Source organism: Streptomyces sp. NPDC000941 (assembly GCF_053599555.1).
The window spans coordinates 21,291-40,673 of sequence record NZ_JBSFMM010000074.1 but is presented as its reverse complement, the minus strand read 5'-3'; the positions used below and the strand labels follow the sequence as shown (position 1 = coordinate 40,673).

Below are 19,383 nucleotides of genomic sequence, written 5' to 3'. Positions count from 1 at the left end.
GGCGTGGGCGGAGCCGTCAGGCGTCGTGCCGGCGGCGTGGGCTCAGCCGTTCGGGCGCTGTAGCCGGGCCACGAACTTGTAGCGGTCCCCGCGGTAGACCGACCGCACCCACTCCACCGGCTCGCCCGCCGCGTCCAGCGAGTGGCGCGAGAGCATCAGCATCGGCAGCCCGACGTCCGTGCCCAGCAGCCCCGCCTCGCGCGGGGTGGCCAGCGAGGTCTCGATGGTCTCCTCGGCCTCGGCGAGGTGGACGTCGTACACCTCGGCCAGGGCCGTGTAGAGGGAGGAGTACTTGACCAGGCTGCGGCGCAGCGCGGGGAAGCGCTTCGCCGACAGGTGGGTGGTCTCGATGGCCATGGGTTCGCCGCTGGCCAGCCGCAGCCGTTCGATGCGCAGCACCCGGCCGCCGGCCGTTATGTCCAGGAGCCCGGCGAGCCGGTCGTCGGCCGTGACGTAGCCGATGTCCAGGAGCTGGGAGGTGGGTTCCAGGCCCTGGGCCTTCATGTCCTCGGTGTACGAGGTCAGCTGGAGCGCCTGGGAGACCTTGGGCTTGGCCACGAAGGTGCCCTTGCCCTGGATCCGCTCCAGCCGTCCCTCGACGACCAGTTCCTGGAGCGCCTGCCGCACGGTGGTGCGGGAGGTGTCGAACTCGGAGGCGAGGGTGCGCTCGGGAGGGACCGGGGTGCCGGGTGGCAGGGTCTCGGTGATCTCCAGCAAGTGCCGCTTGAGGCGGTAGTACTTGGGCACGCGCGCGGTGCGGGTCCCGCCGGCGGTGTTCCCGGTGCCGGTCCCGGTGCTGGCCCCGGCGTTGTTTCCGGCGCTGCTGCCGGAGCCGTGGGCGGAGCGGATGCCGCCCTCGGCTGTGGCTGTCGTGGCTGTGGTGGCTGTCGTCCCCGTCGCGGCCGCCGCCGTTGCCCCCTCGGTCTCCATCGCGCGCCTTTCCGACCCCTGGTCTGCTGCCGTCACCGGCTCCTCCGTTTTCAGCGGCTCACATCGTGGCACGGCCTCGGCCGTAAGCGGCTGCTCAGCCCGTATGTCGTCAGGTGTCGGTCCGGTAACGGAGCCGATGGCGGCTCTTGGACACCCTTGACACCCCAAAAGGTCTAGGCCAAGCTGCGGGCACTGGTCTAAACCATTAAACCTGTCTTCCGGTCCTTTGGGGAGTGTGCTGTGAAGCGTGGGCTGATAGCGGCGACGGGCGTCGCGGCAATGCTGGTGACCGTCGCGGCCTGCGGGTCCGGCGATGACGACGAGAAGACCGGAGCGGACGGCTTCAAGGGCGAGACGCTCACCGTATGGGCGATGGACGGGTCCACCCCAGACGGCTGGACGAAGGACGTCAAGGCGGCGTTTGAGAAGAAGACGGGTGCCAAGCTGAAGCTGGAGGTCCAGCAGTGGAACGGCATTCAGCAGAAGGTGACCACCGCGCTCTCCGAGTCCGATCCGCCGGACGTGATCGAGATCGGCAATACCCAGACCCCGGCGTACGCCCAGACCGGCGGCCTCGCCGAGCTGACCGACCTGAAGGAGTCGGTCGGCGCTGACTGGGCCGACTCCCTCAACAAGTCCGCGGTCTACGAAGGCAAGCAGTACGCCGCCCCGTGGTACGCGGCCAACCGCGTGGTGCTCTACAACAAGAAGGTCTGGGCGGAGGCCGGGATCAAGGCCACCCCCAAGACCCGGACCGAGTTCTTCCAGGATCTCAACGCGATCCAGAAGAAGACGGACGCCGAGCCGATCTATCTGCCGGGCCAGAACTGGTACTTCTTCGACGGGCTGACCATCGGTACCGGTGCCGACCTCGTCAAGAAGGAAGGCGAGAAGTGGGTTTCCAACCTCGCCGACCCCAAGGTCGCCAAGGCCATGGACATCTACAAGCAGTACCAGTCCTTCAGCAAGGCCCCCAAGGACAAGGACGAGGCCACCCCGCAGCAGGCCGAGGTCTTCGCCAAGGGCAAGACGGGCGCCTTCATCGGGATGGGCTGGGAGGCGGCGACCGCGATCAAGGCCAACCCGAAGATCGAGAAGGACATCGGCTACTTCACCATCCCGGGGGAGACCGCCGACAAGCCGGAGGGCGTCTTCCTCGGCGGCTCCAACCTGGCGGTCGCGGCGGGCAGCAAGAAGCAGGAACTCGCAAAGGAGTTTCTGAAGATCGCGCTGTCGGACACCTATGAGGGACAGCTGGCCAAGGAAGGCGGCGTGATCCCCAACAAGGAGTCGCTGCAGTCCCAGCTCAAGGGCAACGCCGCGGCCGAGGCGGCGGCGCCCGCCGTCGCGGGCGGCGGCACCACCCCGCTGATCCCCGAGTGGGCCCCGGTGGAGAACGCCCCGAACCCGGTCAAGGCCTATATGACCGCCGTGCTGAACGGTAAGTCCCCGACGGACGCGGCCAAGTCGGTCGAAGACGAGATGAACAAGCGCCTCAGCCAGGAGCAGTAACAGCGATGGCTGTAGCGACCACACGTAAGGACCCCGGCCGCCCCGCGGCGGCCGGGGTCCCCGGGCGCGGGGCGCCGCCGGGCCGTACGGGTACGGGTAGGGGTACGGGCCGCGGGGCGCCCCCGGGGCGCGGCCGGCTCATCGGCACCGCGCCCTATCTGCTGCTTCTTCCCGCGCTGGCCGCCACCGTGGTGCTGCTGGGCTGGCCGCTGGTGAAGAACGGCATGCTGTCGTTCCAGAACCTCAATATGCGGCAGCTGATCCAGCACCTCACCGAGTGGAACGGCGTCGACAACTACCGCGAGGCGCTGACCAGCGAGGACTTCTGGCGGGTCACGGTCAGGTCGGTGGTCTTCACCTCCGTCAACGTCGTGCTGATCATGCTGCTCGGCACGCTGGTCGGGCTGCTGCTGGCCCGGCTCGGGACGAAGATGCGGCTGCTGCTGTCGACCGGTCTCGTACTGGCCTGGGCCATGCCGCCGATCGCGGCGACCACCGTCTACCAGTGGCTGTTCGCCTCCCGCTTCGGGGTGGTCAACTGGGTCCTGGACAAGCTCGGCTGGCACTCGATGGCCGACTACAACTGGACCGGCAGCCAGTTCTCGACCTTCTTCGTCATCACCCTCCTGATCGTCTGGCAGTCGATCCCCTTCGTGGCGATCAACCTCTACGCGGCGACCACGACGATCCCCAAGGAGCTGTACGAGGCGGCCTCGCTGGACGGCGCCGGGGCCTGGCGCTCCTTCACCTCGGTGACCCTGCCCTTCCTGAGGCCGTTCCTCCTCGCGACGGTCTTCCTGGAGGTGATCTGGGTCTTCAAGGCGTTCCCGCAGGTCTTCGCGATCAACGAGGGCGGCCCTGACCGGCTCACCGAGACCCTTCCCGTCTACGCGTTCATCGAGGGCGTGGGCAATCAGCACTACGGTATGGGCGCGGCGATCTCGCTGCTGACCATCGTGATCCTGCTGGCCCTGACCTCCTACTACCTTCGGATCGTGCTCAAACAAGAGAAGGATGAGGGGGACGAGCTGTGAAACGCTCGGCGGCCGGGCGGCTGTGGCCCAATGCGACGGCGATCGTCCTCTTCGTCGCCTTCGTGTTCCCCGTCTACTGGATGTTCAGCACGGCCTTCAAGCCGACCTCGGACATCATCTCCGAGGACCCGGTGTGGTTCCCGACCAACGCCACCTTCGAGCACTTCAAGACGGCGACGAACGCGGAGAACTTCTGGACCCTGGTACGGAACTCCCTGACCGTCACCGTCTCGGCGGTGGCGTTCTCCCTGGTGCTCGCGCTCCTCGCGTCCTTCGCCCTCGCCCGGATGCGGTTCAAGGGCCGTCGCGGCTTCCTGGTGACGTTCATGATCGCCCAGATGGCGCCCTGGGAAGTCATGGTGATCGCGATCTACATGATCATCCGCGATGGCGAGATGCTGAACAGCCTGGTCCCGCTGACCCTCTTCTACATGGTCATGGTGCTGCCCTTCACCATCCTCACCCTGCGCTCCTACGTCGCCGCCGTGCCCAAGGAGCTGGAGGAGTCCGCGATGGTCGACGGCTGCACCCGGCCGCAGGCGTTCATCCGGGTGATCTTCCCGCTGCTGGCGCCCGGACTGATGGCCACCTCGCTGTTCGGCTTCATCACGGCCTGGAACGAGTTCCCGCTCGTACTCATCCTGAACAAGGATCCCGAGGCCCAGACGCTGCCGCTGTGGCTGTCCAAGTTCCAGACGAACTTCGGCGACGACTGGGGCGCCACCATGGCGGCCGCCTCGCTCTTCGCCATTCCCATCCTGCTTCTCTTCCTGTTCCTGCAACGCAAGGCGGTCGGTGGTCTCACTTCCGGCGCTGTGAAGGGATGATCTTTCTCCATGACGACCCTCGCACGCGGCCTGGACACCCTCACCAGGGACGCCCTGGCGGTTCTGCAACCCGGCTTCTCCGGCACCACGGCCCCCGACTGGGTGCTGCGGCGGCTCGGTGAAGGACTCGGCTCCGTCGGCATCTTCGGCCGCAACATCAACTCGTCCGAGCAACTCGCCGCCCTCACCGCCCAGCTGCGGGCCGAGCGCGACGACCTGCTCGTCGCCATCGACGAAGAGGGCGGCGACGTCACCCGGCTCGAGGTGCGGACCGGCTCCTCCTTCCCCGGCAATCTGGCGCTGGGCGCCGTCGACGACACCGCCCTGACCCAGGCCGTGGCCCGCGAGATGGGCCGCCGGCTCGCCGCCTGCGGGGTCAACCTCGACTGGGCACCGTCCGCCGACGTCAACTCCAACCCCGACAACCCGGTCATCGGCGTACGCGCCTTCGGCGCCGACCCGCAGCTCGTGGCCCGCCACACCGCCGCGTACATCCGGGGCCTCCAGGGCGCCGGGGTCGCCGCCTGCACCAAGCACTTCCCCGGGCACGGCGACACCGCCGTCGACTCCCACCACGCCATGCCGCGCATCGACGCCGACCTCGACACCCTCACCGCCCGCGAACTGATCCCCTTCCGGGCCGCCGTGGCCGCCGGTACCAAGGCCGTGATGAGCGCCCACATCCTGGTGCCCGCGCTCGACTCCGCCCTGCCCGCCACTCTCAGCCCGGCCGCGCTGCACGGCCTGCTGCGCGCCCCCGTCAGCGAGGGCGGCCTCGGCTTCGAAGGGCTCATCGTCACCGACGGCATGGAGATGCAGGCCATCTCCGCCGCGTACGGCATCGAGCGCGGCAGCGTGCTCGCCATCGCCGCGGGCGCCGACGCGATCTGCGTCGGCGGCGGACTCAGCGACGAGGACACCGTGGTACGGCTGCGCGACGCGCTGGTGGCCGCGGTACGGGCCGGGGAACTGCCCGAGGCGCGGCTCGCCGACGCCGCGGCCCGGGTGCGCGCCCTCGGAGACTGGGCGCGACAGGCCGGAGGGCCGGGCGCGGCGGAGGGGATCGCGCCCGCCCCCGAGGCGGGGCTGCGCGCCGCCCGCCGGGCGCTGCGCGTCACCCCGGGCGAGCAGCCGTACGAGCCGCCGACCGGGCCCGCGTTCGTCGCCGCCTTCACCCCCATGGCCAATATCGCCGTCGGCGACGAGACCCCCTGGGGCGTCGCCGCCGAACTGGCCCGGCTGCTGCCCGGCACCGGCACCGCCACCTATGGCCAGCGTGACATCGAGGGGGCTGCGGACGGTGTGACCGGCGGTGTGCCCGCCTTGATCGCAAATGTACTCGGGAAGGCGGCTGACCGTAGGATCGTCGCAGTGGTACGCGATGTCCACCGCCACCCCTGGATGGCCGATGCCCTGGACACCCTGCTCGCCGCCCGGCCGGACACGGTCGTCGTCGAGATGGGCGTGCCCCAGGCGCCGCCGACCGGGGCGCTGCACATCGCGACTCACGGCGCCGCCCGGGTCTGTGGGCTGGCCGCCGCGGAGGTCATCACCGGCGGCGTGGCCGGGGGATGACGCCACCACCCGGCTCGGCCCGCACCGCGGGCACAGCACAGCACAGCCAACTGGAGGCACCCAGCATGTCCGCCACGACTCCGGCCCAGCACAGCGACCAGCCGGGCCGGATCATGTCCGGGGAGATGGCCGAGCAGCCCGCGGTGCTGCGCCGGATCCTCGACGAGGGCGCGCCCCGCATCCGCGAGATCGCCGAACGCATCGCCGCGCGCAACCCGCGCTTCGTGCTCCTCACCGCACGGGGCACATCCGACAACGCGGCGCTGTACGCGAAGTATCTGATCGAGGTCCTGCTGGGCAAGCCGTGCGGCCTCACCTCCATGTCCACCACCACCGCGTACGGGGCCGAGCAGGACCTGACCGACGTACTGGTGATCACGGTCAGCCAGTCCGGCGGCTCCCCGGACCTGGTCGCCTCCACCGAGGCGGCCCGCGAGGCCGGCGCGATCACCCTCGCGGTCACCAACAACCCCGACTCCCCGCTGGCCGCCGTCTCCGAGTTCCACATCGACGTCCTGGCCGGCCCGGAGAACGCGCTCCCCGCGACCAAGACCTACACCGCCGAACTGCTCGCCCTCTACCTCTTCGTCGAGGGCCTGCGCGGCGGCGACGGCGCGGCCGCCAAGGTCCTCCCCGAGCTGGCCCAGCAGATCCTGGACCGGGGGGACGAGGTCAAGCAGCTCGCCGGCCGCTACCGCTTCGCCGAGCGCATGGTCATCACCTCCCGCGGCTACGGCTACCCCACGGCCAAGGAGGCCGCGCTGAAGCTGATGGAGACCAGCTACATCCCGGCGCTGTCCTACTCGGGCGCCGATCTGCTGCACGGCCCGCTCGCCATGGTCGACAACATCTCGCCGGTGATCGCGATCGTCACCGACGGCAAGGGCGGCCAGGCGCTCCAGCCGGTCCTGGAGCGGCTGCGCGGCCGCGGCGCGGACCTGGTCGTCATCGGCCCCCAGGCCGAGGTCGACCGGGCCTCGGCGGGCTTCGCGCTGCCCACGGAGGGAGTGGCCGAGGAGGTCCAGCCGATCCTGGAGATCCTGCCGCTGCAGCTGCTCGCGTACGAGGTGACCATCGCCCGGGGCCAGGACCCCGATGCGCCCCGCGCCCTGGCGAAGGTCACGGAGACCAGGTGACCGAGACCAGGTGAGGCTCTGAGACCGCCACCCCCCACCGGCTCCCGCGCTTCCCCGCGAAGCGCGGGAGCCTTGCGTTGGGGGAGTGAAAGAAGGATGTCGGCCGGAGGCCGGCCAGCCGCCCGAAGCCTGGGAGGCCCCCTGGGGCCGAGCAGTGCGAGGGCGGCAGAAAAAGAGGTGACCCGCGGGCCGCGGCGCCAGGGCGGGACCCTCAACCCACCCGGCACCGCAGCCCGGAGTTGCATCGGCCGCAGTCGGCCGACCTGAGGCCCCCGGAGCGGTCAGGGCAGAGCACCCCGTGTGCCTCGATCCACCCTCCTGTGCGGGGAGGGCGGAAGATCGCAGTGCGCCCTATTCTGGACTAGACCACTCTCGCCTGTCCACGGCTCTGCGCGGAAAGGCTGAATCGAACGTCCAGGTAGGCTCACAACGTGCCCTCCATGAACGACCTCGTACGCCAGCACACCGCACTCAGCGACTCCGACCTCGAGTGGCTTCATCTGCTGGTATCGGAGTGGCAGCTGCTCTCCGACCTCTCCTTCGCCGATCTCGTCCTCTGGGTCCCCACCCGCGACGGCACCCGCTACGTATCGGTGGCGCAGATGCGTCCCAACACCGGGCCCACCTCCTACCAGGACGACATGGTCGGCCACCTCGCCCCGCGCGGCCGCCGCCCGATGCTCGACGCCGCCCTCGACGAGGGCCGTATCGTCCGGGAGGGCGACCCCGAGTGGCGGGAGGAGGTCCCGGTCCGGGTCGAGTCCATCCCGGTCCGCCGCGAGGGCCGGGTGCTCGGGGTGATCGCCCGTAACACCAATCTGCTGACCGTACGGACGCCCAGCCGGCTCGAGCTCACCTACCTCCAGAGCGCGTCCGACCTCGCCCAGATGATCGCCGCAGGATCGTTTCCCTTCCCCGAGCAGCAGGTCGACATGGACGCCTCGCCCCGCGCGGGCGACGGCCTGATCCGGCTCGACGCGGACGGCGTCGTCCAGTACGCCAGCCCCAACGCCCTGTCCGCCTACCACCGCCTCGGCCTGGCCGCCGACCTGGTCGGCCACCACCTCGGCCAGACCACCGCCGAACTCGCCCCCGTACGCGGGCCGGTGGACGAGGCGCTGGTCAAGCTGGCGAGCGGCTGGGCGCCGCGCGAGTTCGAGGTGGAGGGCGACGAAGGGGTGATCCAGCTGCGGGCCATCCCGCTCAAGCCCAAGGGCACCCATATCGGTTCGCTCGTCCTGCTCCGGGACGTCACCGAGCTGCGGCGCCGCGAGCGCGAGTTGATCACCAAGGACGCCACCATCCGGGAGATCCACCACCGGGTGAAGAACAACCTCCAGACCGTGGCGGCCCTGCTGCGCCTCCAGGCCCGCCGGATGGACTCCGACCAGGGGAGGGACGCGCTCAACGAGGCGGTACGCAGGGTCGGCTCGATCGCGATCGTGCACGAGACGCTGTCCCAGAATCTGGACGAGCAGGTCGAGTTCGACGAGATCGCCGACCGGGTCCTGGCCATGGTGGCCGAGATATCCCCGGGCAAGGTCACCGGCCATCGCACCGGCCGCTTCGGCATCCTCGAGGCCGAGGTGGCCACCCCGCTGTCCATGGTGCTGACCGAGGTGCTGCAGAACGCGCTGGAACACGGCTTCGGGCCGGGGGAGCTGGGCACCGTCGAGGTGACGGCGGTGCGCTCCGCCCCCGGTGGGGAGGGGCGGCTGCTGGTCACCGTCGAGGACGACGGGCGCGGGCTGCCCGAGGGGTTCGACCCGCAGCGGGCGGGCAACCTCGGCCTGCAGATCGTACGCACGCTGGTGGAGGGGGAGCTGGGCGGGACGTTCGACATGGTGCCCGCGCCCGAGCGCGGCACCCGAGTCGTCCTGGACATCCCGGTACGGGCGGAAAAGCACTGATCCGGTGACCGGGGCAATTCCCGGCCCGATCCCCGGGTGGGGCCGCGTAAGACGGCATGAGACCTTGAGCACACCCACTCACATGGTGAGCATGCCGCTCACATAGTGAGCACGCGGCTCACATGGTGAGCACAGCACTGAGCCCCGGACCGGGAGTGGTCCGGGGCTCAAAGCTCACGTTGCTGTGCGCATCGGGGTTACTGCGCGCTGCGGCTCGGGGGCCACGGGGTGTGGGCGTCAGGCGCTGGCGTTGCGTGCCCGGTTGCGAGCGGCACGGCGCTTCATCGCGCGGCGCTCGTCCTCGCTGAGTCCACCCCAGACGCCGGAGTCCTGGCCGGACTCAAGCGCCCACTGCAGGCACTGCTCCATGACGGGGCAGCGGCGGCAGACGGCCTTGGCTTCCTCGATCTGCAGCAGCGCAGGACCGGTGTTGCCGATGGGGAAGAACAACTCGGGGTCTTCCTCGCGGCAAACGGCGTTGTGACGCCAGTCCATGGCTGCTCCATCTCCTCGTGTTGCATGTGGATTGCTTGTGAATGTGAACGCTTTCACGAACCCCTCGACAAACGTAGGGACGTCAACCAGTTGGGGCTGGTGCGGTCCCGTGGAATGAGGAAGGGGATTCGGGCTCTCAAGGGGGCCTTCTGGAGGCCGTCCCGATCGCCAAGAAGAGATTCGCAAACCTCGGCGGCGGATACAACCCCTTCCGGAAAGTTTTTTTTGATTCCTTGGTGTCGGCTCTGTCACAGCCCTACTTCCGGGGGGTGGAAGCCAGGCTAAACGTTCGACTGAAAGGACTTTTTGCGGTCTCACTCACACAATCACACGCAGTGCACGGCGTACGCCTGTGAACGTCACGCTCGTACGCAGTCCCAGGTGGTCACCGTCCATCTGAAACGGCAGTGGCGCCTGCGATTGCAAGGTGAAGTCCGTCAGGTCGTGCAGAGAGGTCGCGTGCTTGCCGCGGGGCCCTCGGTCGGGGCTGGAGGTCAGCAGCTGGGTCGCGTAGCGGGTGGCCGCCGAGGTGGACAGTTTGGAGAGTCCAAGCACGTCAAGGGCGGTGTCGAAGGAGGCGCGCGGCGTGGCGTAGATCGGGCGGTTGCCCAGGAAGGTCCAGGGGACGGTGTTGCAGATGATGGCCAGCACCAGTTGTTCGATGGGGTCCTCGTCCGGCCGCTTGAGGGTTATGGTCCCCTCCCGGCGGTGCGGATCGCCGAGGAATTGACGCATCACCTGGCGTATGTAAAGCGCATGGGTCGAGCGCTTGCCGCGCTCGCGCTGTTGTTCGACTCGGCCGATCACGCCCGCGTCGAAGCCGAAGCCCGCGCAGAAGGTGAACCAGCGCGCCGGCACCGACTCGTCCGGGGTGCCAGGGGTGCCCCCCGCGAGCCCGAGGCCCACGGTGCGCTCGGTGCCGTCCCGCAACGCGTCCAGCAGGGCGCCGGTGGCCTCCACGACGTCATTGGGCAGGCCGAGGGCGCGGGCGAAGACATTGGTGGAGCCGCCGGGCACGACGGCCAGGCGGGGCAGCCCGTCCGGATCGGGGCCGTGGTGCAGCAGCCCGTTGACCACCTCGTTGACCGTGCCGTCACCGCCGAGGGCGACGACCAGCTCGTGTGTGCCCCCCTCCGCGGCCTGCCGGGCCAGGTCGCGGGCGTGCCCCCGGTACTCCGTGGTCGCCACGTCCAGCTTCAGATCGCTGGCGAGCGCGTGGATCAGGACGTCGCGGGTGCGGGCACTGGTGGTGGTTGCTGCCGGATTGACCACGATGAGCGCGCGCATGCTCAGCAGCCTACCCACTAAGGGTGAATCGACCGCAATCGCGGCCTGGCCCCGGCCCGGGCGGGCGGCGGCTACGCTGCTGGGGTGAGCAGTAAGAAGTCCGCCACCGCCAAGAAGGCCAGGGCCGCGAAGACGGCGAAGCCGACCTCCCAGGCCAAGGGGACCACTCAGGCCAAGGGGACCGGGGGGACCAAGGCCGCCAAGGCCGCCACGGTCACCCCCGCCGACGAGACCCCGTCCGGCCCGCGCCCGACCCGGATCACGGCCGCCGCCATGCTGGCCGCCGCCGAGGCCGTGGTGCTGGTGGGCCTGGGGGTGTACGTACTGGTCATGGGGCTGACCGGGGACCCGGACAGCCCTCAGCAGGCCGAAATGCTCGGCGTGACCGTGCTGGCGCTGGCCGCGCTCCCGCTGGCCGCGGCGCGCGGGCTGTGGCAGCGCCGGCGGTGGAGCCGCGGGCCCGCGATGATCACTCAGCTGATGGCGCTGCCCGTGGCCTGGACGCTGGTGCAGAACGGCGGCGGGCTGATCGCCGTCGGGGTGGCCACCGCCCTCGCGGCGTTCGCCGTCCTGGCACTGCTGATCAACCCGACGGCGACGGAGGCCCTGGGCATCGGCCCGCGCGACGCCTGACCCCTGCTCTCACTCCGCTGCTGCTCTCACTCCTCCACCAGCAACCGCTCCCGCAGCTGGGCGAGGGTGCGGGCCAGCAGCCGTGAGACATGCATCTGGGAGATGCCGACCTCCTGCGCGATCTGCGACTGGGTCATATTGCCGAAGAAGCGCAGCAGCAGGATCTTCTTCTCGCGCGGCGGCAGATCCTCCAGCAGCGGCTTCAGCGACTCGCGGTACTCGACGCCCTCCAGCGCCTCGTCCTCCGCGCCGAGCGTGTCCGCGACCGCCGGGGACTCGTCGTCCGTGTCCGGCACGTCCAGGGACAGCGTGCTGTACGCGTTGGCCGACTCCAGGCCCTCCAGCACCTCCTCCTCGGAGATGCCCAGATGCTCGGCCAGCTCATGGACCGTGGGGGCGCGGCCGTGCCGCCGGGAGAGCTCTGCGGTGGCCGTGGTCAGCGAGAGCCGCAGCTCCTGCAGCCGACGCGGCACCCGCACCGCCCAGCCCTTGTCGCGGAAGTGCCGCTTGATCTCGCCGACGACCGTGGGGGTCGCATACGTCGAGAACTCCACACCGCGGTCCGGGTCGAACCGGTCCACGGACTTGATCAATCCGATGGTGGCGACCTGGGTGAGGTCGTCCAGCGGCTCGCCGCGGTTGCGGAAACGCCGCGCCAGGTGCTCCACCAGCGGCAGATGCATCCGCACGAGCTTGTTGCGCAACTCGGCGCGCTCCGTGGAGCCCTCCGGAAGGCTGCGCAGCTCGACGAACATCGCCCGCGCTCCGCTGCGATCATGCGGATCGGGCTGCTCGCGCCGCTCGTGGTGATGCTGATCCATGTGGTCCGCCCGCTCTGGTCGGTCTCCTGCCGCCTCCGGGTCCGCGGGATGCGGCTGGGCCGGCGGGTGCGGGATGGCCGGGGTACGCACTCCCCGCGATGATGCGGTGCTCACGGAGCCCCCCTTTCCTTCACGGCTGTCCGGGGCCGGCGCCGCGCTCCTTGTACAGGCTGATACTGACCGTGCGGTCTTCGGCGACGGTCGAGTCGACCTTGCCGGCGAGCGCGGAGAGCACTGTCCAGGCGAAGGTGTCGCGCTCGGGGGCGCGCCCGTCGGTGGTCGGAGCCGAGACGGTCACCTGAAGTGCGTCGTCGATCAGGCGGAAGACGCAGCTCAGCACACTGCCGGGCACGGCTTGCTGGAGCAGGATCGCGCACGCCTCGTCGACGGCGATGCGCAGATCCTCGATCTCGTCGAGGGTGAAGTCCAAGCGGGCTGCCAGGCCGGCCGTGGCCGTCCGCAGCACCGACAGGTAGGCACCCTCAGCGGGCAGCCGGACTTCTACGAAGTCCTGGGTCCCGGGCTCGCCTGCGATCTGGGACACCCTCACCTCCAAGGTGACACAAGCTGATTGAGCTGAGCTGATTGGAGCGCCGGTCGTGAGCCCTTATGGTGGAGGGGGTACGGACCGACGCGGCACGTGGTTCGGCTGCGACGCTATCGCGATCTGCGGCTCGGTGTCGCCCGGACGAAGCACGGCCCCCGTCATGGGTGAACGCCGACCCGAAGGTCCTCGATATCACTCAGTGTAAGCACATGAGTACGCACAGTGGCTAGAGGTCTGCGGTCTCAATTCGAAAGAGATGTCGCCTCGTTGAAGGAACCGCTGGTGACAGGCTCCTTTCCGGCCCTCTCCCCGCTGAAGGCATCGCTGCTCGGATCATTCCGATCATGAGTAAGGCTAGCGGGCCACACCCACAATGCGGCAGTCATTAGAGGATCATGTGGTCCACGTAGCACCAGCGCCAGCTCTCGCCGGGCTCGAAGCTGCGCATCAAAGGATGTCCGGTCTCCTTGTAGTGCTCGGTGGCGTGCTGGAACGGCGATGAGTCACAGCAGCCCACATGTCCGCAGGACAGACACAGCCGCAACTGCACCGGGTGGGTCTCCACGGCCAGGCACTCCCGGCAGGTGTCGTACCTGGGCTCTGGTTCGGGCAGCGGCAGCTCGGGAACATGCGGACACTCGTTCATGATTGCCAGACTAAACCGACTACCACCATCGGGACGGGCTGGTTCATGGACGTACTTCCACTGCTGGTGCTGGTCGCGGGCAGCGCGGCCGTCGCGGGCGCGGCCCGCCGCACACCGGTGCCCGCCCCGCTGCTGCTGGTCGCCGTCGGACTCATCGCCTCGTATGTGCCCGGGGTGCCCGAGTACACGCTCGACCCGCATATCGTGCTGCCCCTCGTACTGCCGCCCCTGCTGCACACGGCGGCGCTCGAAAGCTCGTACCTGGACCTGCGCGCCAACATCCGCCCCGTCGCCCTGCTGTCGATCGGATATGTGCTCTTCGCGACCCTCGTGGTCGGCTGGCTCGCCTATCTGCTGGTGCCGGACCTGCCGCTGACCGCCGCGCTCGTCCTGGGCGCGGTCATCGCCCCGCCGGACGCGGTGGCGGCGACGGCCATCGCCCGGCGCGTCGGCCTGCCCTCCCGCCTGACCACCGTCCTCCAGGGCGAATCCCTGGTCAACGACGCCACGGCCATCACCGCCTACAAGGTGGCGCTGGCCGCGGCGGTCGGCGAGGGGGCCACCTGGACAGGGGGCCTGCGGGAATTCGCCATCGCCGCCGTCGGCGGAGTCGCGGTCGGTCTGATCCTGATGGTGCCGCTGCACTGGCTGCGCACCCATCTGCGCGATCCGCTGCTGCAGAACACCCTCTCGCTGCTCATCCCCTTCGTCGCGTACCTGGCGGCCGAACAGGTCCATGCCTCGGGTGTGCTCGCGGTCGTCGTGGTCGCCCTCTACCTGGGGCACCACTCCTGGCAGGTGGACTTCGCCACCAGGCTCCAGGAGGCGGCGGTGTGGAAGATGATCGCCTTCGTGCTGGAGTCCGCCGTGTTCGCCCTGATCGGGCTGCAACTGCCGGTGGTGCTGCGGGGCCTGGGCGAGTATGGGGCCGGCGCGGCGGGCTGGTACGCGGCCATGCTCTTCCTCGCGGTCGTGTGCGTACGCTTCCTCTGGGTCTTCCCCGCGACCTTCCTGCCCCGGGTGCTGTCCCGCCGGATCCGCGAGCGGGAGCCGGAGACCGACTGGACCTCGCCGGTCATCGTCGGCTGGGCCGGGATGCGCGGGGTGGTCTCGCTGGCCATCGCCTTCTCGATCCCGCTGACCGGGCACGGCGGACTCCCCTTCCCGGCTCGTAACCTCATCCTCTTTCTGACCTTTACGACCGTCATCGGCACCCTCGTCATCCAAGGGCTCACCCTGCCCGCGCTGATCCGGATGCTGCCCGTGCCCGGCCGTGACGTGCAGGCCGAGACCCTGGCGGAGGCGCAGGCGCAGAACGAGGCGTCCCGGGCCGCCGAACGCCGCCTCGACGAACTCCTCGCCGATGAGCGCAACGCCCTGCCCCAGCCGCTCGCCGACCGGCTCCGCGCGGTGCTGGAGCGGCGCCGCAACGCGGTGTGGGAGCGGCTGGGGGCGGTGAACGAGGTGACGGGGGAGTCGGCCGACGACACCTACCGCCGACTGGCCCGCGAGGTGATCGGCGCCGAGCGCGCGGTGTTCGTGGAACTCCGCGACGCCCGGCGGATCGACGACGAGATGCTGCGGACGCTGCTGCGCAGGCTGGACCTGGAGGAGGCGACGGCCTACCGGGAGGGGAGCGCGGACGGCTAGAGCCCGTCGCCTCAGCCGGTCGCCTCAGCCGGTCGCCTCAGCCGGTCACTTCAGCCGGTCGCGGATGCGCGCCCGCATCGAGGCCATGGTGAAGCCGCGCGGGTCCGTCTTGCCCGGCTGCCATTCGAGATGGCCGATCACCGAGCGCTCGGTCCAGCCGTGATAGCGGCAGATCGCCGCCGCGGCGCGCTCGATCGCCTCCAGTTGAGCCTCCGGCCAGGGGTCCTTTCCATCGCCGAGGTTTTCGCATTCGAAGCCGTAGAAACAGCGATTGCCGTCCGTGTTCGCCTCGTTGTCCGGAGGCAGGGCCTTCTCGGCGATCACCGCCCGCAGCACCTCGTCGTCGCCGAGCCCCGCGTGGTTTGCGCGGCCGTAACCGACCAGGTGCACCCCGCCGTCCTTGGCGATCACGCCATGGCACAGCGGACCGGGCAGCGCCTCGAAGCCGTCCCGGCAGATCCGTACGGTGAGGTCGGTGCCCGAGGTGACCGTGTGGTGGATCATGACGCCGTGCACCTCGCCCCAGGGCCCCTTGTGGTTTCTGTTGTGGTGCCGCCAGTCCCCGACCTGCACCACTTGCAGGCCCTCTCGCTGCAGAGCCACCAAAAAGTCCCCTGCGGACATGGGTGAGGCCATGGCCGCCTCCGTTCGCGTCGTGCGGGGCCGCCCATCGCAGCCCGACTGTCACCCCCTGCATACCCACGAAAACACTCGGTGATGAATCCCTGGTGCAAGCGATGTGGGGAACTCCGGTTATGGTGCGTTCCGATCCGCTCGACGATGCGCAGGAAGAAGCACGCCACCATGGACTACCAGGGACTTCTGGAGGAGGTCGCGACCCACGTCGCACCGCATATCGGCCAGGGCGAGCCGGCCCAGTACATCCCCGCGCTGGCCTCGGTGGACCCGCGCCGGTTCGGCATCGCCGTCGCGGACGTGGACGGCACGGTGACCGGGGTCGGCGACTGGGAGGTCCCCTTCTCCGTACAGAGCATTTCCAAGGCGTTCAGCCTCGCGCTCGTCCTCGAACAGGACGGCGAGCGGATCTGGCGCCGGGTCGGCCGGGAGCCGTCCGGCAACCCCTTCAACTCCCTGGTGCAGCTGGAGTACGAGAACGGCATCCCGCGCAATCCGTTCATCAACGCCGGCGCCCTGGTCGTCACCGACCGGCTGCAGACCCTGACCGGCGACGCCAGCACGACCATGCTGGAGTTCCTGCGCGCCGAGAGCGGCAACCCCGACCTCGCCTTCGACCAGGGCGTCGCGGCCTCCGAGTCCGAGCACGGCGACCGCAACGCCGCCCTCGCGCACTTCATGGCGAGCTACGGCAACCTCGACAATCCCGTCACCACCGTCCTGGAGCACTACTTCTGGCAGTGCTCGATCGAGATGAGCTGCCGCGACCTGGCCGTCGCGGGCGGCTTCCTGGCCCGGCACGGGCTGCGCGCGGACGGCTCCCGGCTGCTGTCGCCGCGCCAGGCGAAGCGGATCAACGCGGTCATGCTCACCTGCGGTACGTACGACGCGGCGGGCGACTTCGCCTACCGCGTCGGCCTGCCAGGCAAGAGCGGCGTCGGCGGCGGCATCGTCGCTGTGATACCCGGCCGGTGCACGCTGTGCGTCTGGAGCCCGGGGCTCGACGCGCGGGGCAACTCGGTGGCCGGGATGGCGGCGCTCGACCATTTCACGACGCTGACCGGCTGGTCGGTGTTCTAGCTCGGCGTCCGCTGGCAAACGGCCGGGGCGGGCGGGACCATGGAGAGAGCAGGAGGTGTACGCATGCAGCACGAGATGCGCGCCGAATACGAGGAGGGCAGCTCGGGTCGGGTGGCCGGCGCGCCGGTCAAGATCTGGCACATGGTCCGCGCCAACGGCACGACCGCGATGTGCGGGCGCGAGCTGGCCCCGGACGCCGAGACGCAGACGGCGGAGGTCTGGGCCACGGACGACTCCGTGCCCTTCTGTCATTCCTGTGGCGCGATGTATCTGCGCGAGGTTCCCTGACGAGGTGCCGTATCAGGAGCTGTACCAGGAGCTGTACCAGGAGCTGTACCAGGAGTGGGGATCCAGGCCGCTGGGCGGCCGGGCGGTGGTGTGGTCCCGTACCTCCGGGGCCGGGCCGCAGCGGGTGCTGCCGGACGGTTGCACCGATGTGATCTGGAGCGCCGGGGATCTTTTCGTGGCCGGGCCCGACACCCGGGCCCACGTCGCCGAAGGCGCGCCGGGCACCCGCTGGGTCGGGCTGCGGTTCGCCCCGGGCACCGGCCCGGCGGTGTTCGGCGTGCCCGCGTACGAACTGCGGGACCAGAGGGTGCCGTTGGCGGCGCTGTGGCCGAGCGCGGAGGTGCGGCGGCTCGCCGAGCGGCTGGCGGAGGCGGCGGACCGCGGGGGCACGGGCCCTCGTGGGGTCAGCCGCCTCCTGGAGGCCGTCGCGCTGGACCGGCTGCGGCGTGCGGAGCCGCCCGATCCGGCGGTCGGGGCGGTCGTCGCGGGGCTCTCCGGCGGCCGGTCCGTCGCCGAGGTCGCCGCGGCGGTGCGCCTCGGGGAGCGGCAGCTGCACCGGAGGTCGCTCGCGGCGTTCGGCTACGGCCCCAAGACGCTGGCCCGGGTCCTGCGGCTGAACCGCGCGCTGGACGCGGCCCGGGCGGGGACGGCCTTCGCCGAGGTCGCGGCCGTCACCGGATACGCCGACCAGGCCCATCTCGCACGCGAGGTCAGGGCGCTGACCGGGGTGCCGCTGGGCCGGCTCCTGGGGTAGTGGCGCCCCGGTCAGCCGGACAGAGTCAGCCGGGCAGGGGCGCGAACAGGTCGACGCCGTTGCCGTCCGGGTCGAGGACGGTGGCGTACCGGTGCCCCCAGAACGCGTCCCACGGCTGCTTGTAGCCGCGCACACCCGACTGGACGAGGTCGGCGTACGTCTTGTCCACATCCGCCGGGCTGTCGCAGGCGAAGGCCAGGCCGATACGGCTGGACCCGCCCGGCGACGGCGTCCAGTCGGGGTCGAAGGAGCGGACCGTCTCGATGGGGTCCCACATCAGGCGCAGCCCGCCGGGCAGGGTCGCCTCGACATGCGGCTGGTTGTCGGCGTCCGCGGGAATGTTCAGACCGAGGCGTCGATAGAAGGCGAGAGATGCGGCCAGGTCGGTCACGACCAGGCCGATCGCGTCGAATCGTGCTGTCATGGCGGCAGCGTAGGCACGCGGGAGGCCGCCGGTCTTGAACGAATCGGACACGGCGGGCCGCGCGCTCACGGGCAGCGGATGACCTGACCCGCGTACGACAGATTGCCGCCGAAGCCGAAGAGCAGCACCGGCGCGCCCGGAGCGATCTCCCGCCGCTCGACCAGCTTGGAGAGCGCGAGTGGCACGCTGGCCGCCGAGGTGTTGCCGGAGTCGACGACATCGCGCGCGATGACCGCGTTCGTGGCGCCGAGCTTGCGCGCGACCGGCTCGATGATCCGCAGGTTCGCCTGGTGCAGCACCACCCCGGCCAGCTCCTCGGGGGTGATCCCGGCCCGTGTGCACACCTCGCGCGCGATGGGCGGTAGTTGGGTGGTGGCCCAGCGGTAGACCGCCTGGCCCTCTTGCGAGAAGCGGGGCGGAGAGCCCTCGATACGTACGGCGTGGCCCATCTCGGGCACCGAGCCCCAGACCACCGGACCGATCCCCGGGACGCCGTCCCCGTCCGCCCCCTGTGCCCGGTCATCGGGCACCACGACCGCCGCGCCGGCGCCGTCGCCGAGCAGTACGCAGCTGGAGCGGTCGGTCCAGTCGGCCGCCTCGGTGAACTTGTCGGCGCCGATGACCAGGGCGGCGGAGGCCGCCCCGGCCCGGATGGTGTGGTCGGCGGTGGCCAGGGCGTGGGTGAAGCCCGCGCACACCACGTTGAGGTCCAAGGTGGCGGGGGAGCCGAGGCCGAGCCGGGCGGCGACGCGGGCCGCCATATTGGGGCTGCGGTCGATCGCCGTGGACGTGGCGACGACCACGAGGTCGATATCGGCGAGTGCGAGCCCGCTCGCGGCGAGGGCCTTGCTGGCCGCCGCGGCGGCCATCTCGTCCACTGTCTCGTCCGCCCGGGCGATGTGCCGGGTGCGGATCCCGACCCGGGTGCGGATCCATTCGTCGCTGGTGTCGACGATGGCGGCCAGATCGTCGTTGGTGAGCACCCTCGCGGGCTTGTAGTGGCCGACGGCGGCTATGCGTGAACCCGTCATCTCTGCCCCTTCGCGCGGGTGTCGTCCATCCGGCCGTCGCCCGGATATGCGGGCTGGGCGGCGCCCGGTCGGGCTGTGCAGGCCAGTCTTGTGGGGCGCACGGGCCCCGCGCGCGCCGTTATGTACCAACATTGCGCCTCGAGATCTGGAGCTTTCCACCTTTCCAG

At 70.2% G+C, this 19,383-nt stretch carries 20 protein-coding genes; 11 read left to right on the top strand and 9 right to left on the bottom strand.

The genetic code is table 11. The features are described 5' to 3' along the window. Positions 1-42: 42 nt before the first annotated feature. Positions 43-930, bottom strand: coding sequence for a GntR family transcriptional regulator (locus ACWDSL_RS23880; RefSeq protein ID WP_450488538.1), 888 nt, complete (start codon positions 928-930; stop codon positions 43-45). Between the two features lie 240 nt (positions 931-1,170). Between ACWDSL_RS23880 and ACWDSL_RS23875 the strand changes: the two genes are divergently transcribed. The 6 genes from ACWDSL_RS23875 to ACWDSL_RS23850 all read left to right on the top strand — a co-directional run bounded on the left by ACWDSL_RS23875 (position 1,171) and on the right by ACWDSL_RS23850 (position 8,924). Continuing rightward, positions 1,171-2,442, top strand: a complete 1,272-nt coding sequence (locus ACWDSL_RS23875; protein WP_450488511.1) for an extracellular solute-binding protein — start codon at positions 1,171-1,173, stop codon at positions 2,440-2,442. 5 nt (positions 2,443-2,447) lie between these two features. Next, entirely contained in the window at positions 2,448-3,476 is a 1,029-nt protein-coding gene (locus ACWDSL_RS23870) for a carbohydrate ABC transporter permease (RefSeq protein ID WP_450488509.1), read from the top strand. Further along, positions 3,473-4,303 (top strand): carbohydrate ABC transporter permease, encoded by an 831-nt coding sequence (locus ACWDSL_RS23865; protein ID WP_450488507.1) that lies wholly within the window; start codon positions 3,473-3,475, stop codon positions 4,301-4,303. The genes ACWDSL_RS23870 and ACWDSL_RS23865 overlap by 4 nt, the downstream gene beginning before the upstream one ends. A 9-nt stretch (positions 4,304-4,312) precedes the next feature. Next, positions 4,313-5,878, top strand: coding sequence for a glycoside hydrolase family 3 protein (locus tag ACWDSL_RS23860; protein WP_450488505.1), 1,566 nt, complete (start codon positions 4,313-4,315; stop codon positions 5,876-5,878). 65 nt (positions 5,879-5,943) lie between these two features. After that, the gene (locus tag ACWDSL_RS23855) at positions 5,944-7,014 is read left to right on the top strand and encodes an SIS domain-containing protein (protein ID WP_450488503.1); all 1,071 of its coding nucleotides are present in this window, start codon (positions 5,944-5,946) and stop codon (positions 7,012-7,014) included. A 440-nt stretch (positions 7,015-7,454) separates the two neighbouring features. Continuing rightward, positions 7,455-8,924 carry a PAS domain-containing sensor histidine kinase gene (locus ACWDSL_RS23850; protein ID WP_450488536.1) on the top strand — a complete coding sequence of 490 codons (1,470 nt, stop codon included), beginning with the start codon at positions 7,455-7,457 and terminating at the stop codon, positions 8,922-8,924. A gap of 237 nt (positions 8,925-9,161) precedes the next feature. Here ACWDSL_RS23850 and ACWDSL_RS23845 read toward each other — a convergent pair whose 3' ends face one another. Together ACWDSL_RS23845 and ACWDSL_RS23840 are read right to left on the bottom strand one after the other, a co-directional pair. Continuing rightward, complete coding sequence (locus tag ACWDSL_RS23845) at positions 9,162-9,419, bottom strand: WhiB family transcriptional regulator (RefSeq protein WP_003953983.1); 258 nt, start codon at positions 9,417-9,419, stop codon at positions 9,162-9,164. A 318-nt stretch (positions 9,420-9,737) separates the two neighbouring features. Further along, positions 9,738-10,706: a diacylglycerol/lipid kinase family protein gene (locus tag ACWDSL_RS23840; RefSeq protein ID WP_358627711.1), complete on the bottom strand. Its 969-nt coding sequence runs from the start codon at positions 10,704-10,706 to the stop codon at positions 9,738-9,740. 84 nt (positions 10,707-10,790) lie between these two features. Between ACWDSL_RS23840 and ACWDSL_RS23835 the strand changes: the two genes are divergently transcribed. Next, positions 10,791-11,339, top strand: coding sequence for a hypothetical protein (locus ACWDSL_RS23835; protein WP_450488501.1), 549 nt, complete (start codon positions 10,791-10,793; stop codon positions 11,337-11,339). Positions 11,340-11,365: 26 nt separating this feature from the next. Here ACWDSL_RS23835 and ACWDSL_RS23830 read toward each other — a convergent pair whose 3' ends face one another. The 3 genes from ACWDSL_RS23830 to ACWDSL_RS23820 all read right to left on the bottom strand — a co-directional run bounded on the left by ACWDSL_RS23830 (position 11,366) and on the right by ACWDSL_RS23820 (position 13,353). Next, on the bottom strand, positions 11,366-12,274 hold the full coding sequence (locus ACWDSL_RS23830; RefSeq protein ID WP_450488499.1) for an RNA polymerase sigma factor SigF: 909 nt from the start codon (positions 12,272-12,274) through the stop codon (positions 11,366-11,368). Positions 12,275-12,290: 16 nt separating this feature from the next. Further along, positions 12,291-12,704: an ATP-binding protein gene (locus ACWDSL_RS23825; protein WP_089511125.1), complete on the bottom strand. Its 414-nt coding sequence runs from the start codon at positions 12,702-12,704 to the stop codon at positions 12,291-12,293. 388 nt (positions 12,705-13,092) lie between these two features. Then, complete coding sequence (locus ACWDSL_RS23820; protein ID WP_450488497.1) at positions 13,093-13,353, bottom strand: UBP-type zinc finger domain-containing protein; 261 nt, start codon at positions 13,351-13,353, stop codon at positions 13,093-13,095. Positions 13,354-13,398: 45 nt separating this feature from the next. On the opposite strand from ACWDSL_RS23820, the gene ACWDSL_RS23815 reads away from it, so the two are divergent. Continuing rightward, positions 13,399-15,003 (top strand): Na+/H+ antiporter, encoded by a 1,605-nt coding sequence (locus ACWDSL_RS23815; protein WP_450488495.1) that lies wholly within the window; start codon positions 13,399-13,401, stop codon positions 15,001-15,003. 45 nt (positions 15,004-15,048) lie between these two features. Here ACWDSL_RS23815 and ACWDSL_RS23810 read toward each other — a convergent pair whose 3' ends face one another. Further along, positions 15,049-15,639 carry an N-acetylmuramoyl-L-alanine amidase gene (locus tag ACWDSL_RS23810; protein WP_450488493.1) on the bottom strand — a complete coding sequence of 197 codons (591 nt, stop codon included), beginning with the start codon at positions 15,637-15,639 and terminating at the stop codon, positions 15,049-15,051. Positions 15,640-15,807: 168 nt separating this feature from the next. Between ACWDSL_RS23810 and ACWDSL_RS23805 the strand changes: the two genes are divergently transcribed. The 3 genes from ACWDSL_RS23805 to ACWDSL_RS23795 all read left to right on the top strand — a co-directional run bounded on the left by ACWDSL_RS23805 (position 15,808) and on the right by ACWDSL_RS23795 (position 17,761). Continuing rightward, positions 15,808-16,719 carry a glutaminase gene (locus ACWDSL_RS23805; protein ID WP_450488534.1) on the top strand — a complete coding sequence of 304 codons (912 nt, stop codon included), beginning with the start codon at positions 15,808-15,810 and terminating at the stop codon, positions 16,717-16,719. 63 nt (positions 16,720-16,782) lie between these two features. Then, positions 16,783-17,007, top strand: a complete 225-nt coding sequence (locus ACWDSL_RS23800) for a hypothetical protein (protein WP_450488491.1) — start codon at positions 16,783-16,785, stop codon at positions 17,005-17,007. A 43-nt stretch (positions 17,008-17,050) separates the two neighbouring features. Beyond that, the gene (locus ACWDSL_RS23795; protein ID WP_450488532.1) at positions 17,051-17,761 is read left to right on the top strand and encodes a DUF6597 domain-containing transcriptional factor; all 711 of its coding nucleotides are present in this window, start codon (positions 17,051-17,053) and stop codon (positions 17,759-17,761) included. 25 nt (positions 17,762-17,786) lie between these two features. On the opposite strand, the gene ACWDSL_RS23790 is transcribed toward ACWDSL_RS23795, so the two are convergent. Both ACWDSL_RS23790 and ACWDSL_RS23785 read right to left on the bottom strand, forming a co-directional pair. Next, complete coding sequence (locus ACWDSL_RS23790) at positions 17,787-18,185, bottom strand: VOC family protein (protein ID WP_450488489.1); 399 nt, start codon at positions 18,183-18,185, stop codon at positions 17,787-17,789. Between the two features lie 65 nt (positions 18,186-18,250). Beyond that, positions 18,251-19,216 (bottom strand): beta-ketoacyl-ACP synthase III, encoded by a 966-nt coding sequence (locus ACWDSL_RS23785; RefSeq protein WP_450488487.1) that lies wholly within the window; start codon positions 19,214-19,216, stop codon positions 18,251-18,253. Between the last annotated feature and the right edge of the window lie 167 nt (positions 19,217-19,383).

Bases quoted from the DNA above. Each gene is read 5' to 3' on its own strand.
- ACWDSL_RS23850 (WP_450488536.1), top strand. From the start codon at position 7,455: ATGAACGACCTCGTACGCCAGCACACCGCACTCAGCGACTCCGACCTC.
- ACWDSL_RS23785 (WP_450488487.1), bottom strand. From the start codon at position 19,216: ATGACGGGTTCACGCATAGCCGCCGTCGGCCACTACAAGCCCGCGAGG.
- ACWDSL_RS23860 (WP_450488505.1), top strand. From the start codon at position 4,313: ATGACGACCCTCGCACGCGGCCTGGACACCCTCACCAGGGACGCCCTG.
- ACWDSL_RS23870 (WP_450488509.1), top strand. From the start codon at position 2,448: ATGGCTGTAGCGACCACACGTAAGGACCCCGGCCGCCCCGCGGCGGCC.
- ACWDSL_RS23805 (WP_450488534.1), top strand. From the start codon at position 15,808: ATGGACTACCAGGGACTTCTGGAGGAGGTCGCGACCCACGTCGCACCG.
- ACWDSL_RS23840 (WP_358627711.1), bottom strand. From the start codon at position 10,706: ATGCGCGCGCTCATCGTGGTCAATCCGGCAGCAACCACCACCAGTGCC.
- ACWDSL_RS23810 (WP_450488493.1), bottom strand. From the start codon at position 15,639: ATGGCCTCACCCATGTCCGCAGGGGACTTTTTGGTGGCTCTGCAGCGA.
- ACWDSL_RS23815 (WP_450488495.1), top strand. From the start codon at position 13,399: ATGGACGTACTTCCACTGCTGGTGCTGGTCGCGGGCAGCGCGGCCGTC.
- ACWDSL_RS23845 (WP_003953983.1), bottom strand. From the start codon at position 9,419: ATGGACTGGCGTCACAACGCCGTTTGCCGCGAGGAAGACCCCGAGTTG.
- ACWDSL_RS23800 (WP_450488491.1), top strand. From the start codon at position 16,783: ATGCAGCACGAGATGCGCGCCGAATACGAGGAGGGCAGCTCGGGTCGG.
- ACWDSL_RS23880 (WP_450488538.1), bottom strand. From the start codon at position 930: ATGGAGACCGAGGGGGCAACGGCGGCGGCCGCGACGGGGACGACAGCC.
- ACWDSL_RS23790 (WP_450488489.1), bottom strand. From the start codon at position 18,185: ATGACAGCACGATTCGACGCGATCGGCCTGGTCGTGACCGACCTGGCC.
- ACWDSL_RS23820 (WP_450488497.1), bottom strand. From the start codon at position 13,353: ATGAACGAGTGTCCGCATGTTCCCGAGCTGCCGCTGCCCGAACCAGAG.
- ACWDSL_RS23855 (WP_450488503.1), top strand. From the start codon at position 5,944: ATGTCCGCCACGACTCCGGCCCAGCACAGCGACCAGCCGGGCCGGATC.